General features: G+C 62.1%; 2 protein-coding genes. Both read left to right on the top strand.

Annotated features, from left to right (window positions below; translation table 11 throughout):
* Positions 1–115: 115 nt before the first annotated feature.
* Complete coding sequence (gene istA, locus G7Y49_RS11880; protein WP_165174083.1) at positions 116–1,666, top strand: IS21 family transposase; 1,551 nt, start codon at positions 116–118, stop codon at positions 1,664–1,666.
* Positions 1,663–2,047 (top strand): ATP-binding protein (locus tag G7Y49_RS11875; protein ID WP_165174081.1); only part of this gene is annotated, 385 nt, incomplete at its 3' end. The genes istA and G7Y49_RS11875, both read left to right, overlap by 4 nt.

Below are 2,047 nucleotides of genomic sequence, written 5' to 3'. Positions count from 1 at the left end.
GCAACACCCGATTTCAGGACGAGCCGCATAACCTCCAACACCGCGATTTCAAGCAGAGCCACGCTTCCTATACTCGACTGGCATTGCCAACCAGATCGAGAAAGGAAGGTTCATCATGGCAAAGCACAGCAGTGCGAAGCTCATCATCGAGCTAAGCGCGAAGAACATGTCCAGGAGGGAGATCGCTCGCACCCGGCACATCTCGGCGCACACGATAAAGGAGGTGTTGGACCGGGCCACCGAGAAGGGTGTCGGATGGGACGACGTCTCCTTGATGAGCAACGACGAGATAGCGGCGATGCTGTTCCCCGAGGAGAAGGAAGCGCAAAGCGCCGTGGCGAGGCCGGACTACGGCTACGTCCACGACGAGCTGCGCAAGGTCGGCGTCACGCTGAAGCTCCTTTGGGAGGAGTACCGCGACGAATGTGCGAAGAAGGAGAAGGTCGCTGTGAGCTATGTTACCTTCACCCGGGGATACGCCGACTACACCATCTCCAAGAACGTCACGAACCACCTCGAGCACAAGCCCGGGCAGGCCATGGAAGTGGACTGGTCAGGGTCGACCATGCGGCTGGTCGACCCTGTCACAGGAGAGGTCTCGAAGGTACACCTGTTCGTCGCCGTGCTCCCGTATTCCCAGTATACATACGTCGAAGCCACGCTGGACATGAAGCAGAACACGTGGCTGCTCTGCCATGTCAACGCCTACGATTTCTTCGGCGGGGTCGCCGTGCGCCTGGTCTGCGACAACCTCAAGACCGGCGTGGTCAAGCACCCCAAGGAGGGCGAGGTTATGCTCAACGAGGCATACGAGACGCTGGGGCGGCACTACGTGTGCGCCATCATGCCGACCGGCGTTGCCAAGCCCAAGCAGAAAGCTAGCGTAGAAGGCGGCGTGGGGAAGATCGCGACGGCGGTGATAGCCAAGCTGCGCAACCGGGAGTTCGCGACGCTAGCCGAGCTGAACGCGGCAATCCGGGAACGGTTGGACGAGTACAACGCCCGTCCCTTCCAGAAGCGCGAGGGATCCCGCAAGCTTGTGTTCGAAGAGGTCGAAAGGCCGATGCTCGCGGCGCTACCCGCGGTCCCGTTCGAGGTCTGCGACTGGGTCTACGGGCGTAAGGTCAACCTCGATTTCCATGTCGTGTACAGCACGAACCGATACTCCGCCCCGTACAGGCTGGTCGGCAAGAGGGTCGACCTGAAGGTGACGGAGACGACAGTCGAGATATACCACAGCGGCGAGCGTGTGGCCACGCACCCGCGCATTCCCGACTACGTGCGCTACAAGCCGCAGACCGATCCGTCGCACATGCCGCCCGAGTTCGCCGACCTGGAATGGGACGACGGCCGCATGCGCAGGTGGGCGTCCTCGATCGGCCCGAGCGCGCTGGCCGTCGTCGAGCGCGTGTTTTGCGACGTCCAGATAAAGGAGCAGGCGTACAACCCCGTCATGGCAATACTCAACCTGTCAAAGCACTACGGGGACGCCGAGCTGGAGGCTGCGTGCGCCTATTCCCTGGAGAAGACGGCGCATCCGCGCTGCAAGTTCATACGAAGCGTGCTGGCGTCCGGAGCCGCCGGCTCAGCCAAAGCAGCGGAGCGACCGGTCGAGCAGGGCGGCTACGTCAGGGGCGCATCGTACTATGCGGGAGGTGCGCGATGATCGACCAGGAGACCAGGAGAAAGATGAGGGTCATCGGCGTTCCCGAGGCACTCGACATCATCGACATGATGGCAGCCGACCCCTCGTACGCCAACATGGGCTTCGACGAGAGGATGCGCGTCATCGTCGACTACGTCGCGCAGGAGAAGGAAAACGCCGGCGTTAAGCGCCTGCTCCAGCGGGCACACTTCCGCATAGCAAATGCCGACATAAGCGGCGTCGTCTACGACGGCAGGCCCCTTTCCCGCGACACAGTCAACGGCCTCAGGACCTGCCAGTTTGTGGAGTCGGCCACCGACGTCATCGTGGTCGGCTACACCGGGACCGGCAAGACCTTTCTCGCCTGCTCGATCGGCCGCCAGGCATGCAAGCACTGCATGA

Source organism: Adlercreutzia sp. ZJ242 (assembly GCF_011038995.1).
In the GTDB taxonomy this organism is placed as follows: Bacteria; Actinomycetota; Coriobacteriia; order Coriobacteriales; family Eggerthellaceae; genus CAAEEV01.
This window is presented reverse-complemented; position numbering and strand designations above follow the sequence as displayed.

Coding starts and splice junctions, on each gene's coding strand:
- istA (WP_165174083.1), top strand. CDS start 116: ATGGCAAAGCACAGCAGTGCGAAGCTCATCATCGAGCTAAGCGCGAAG.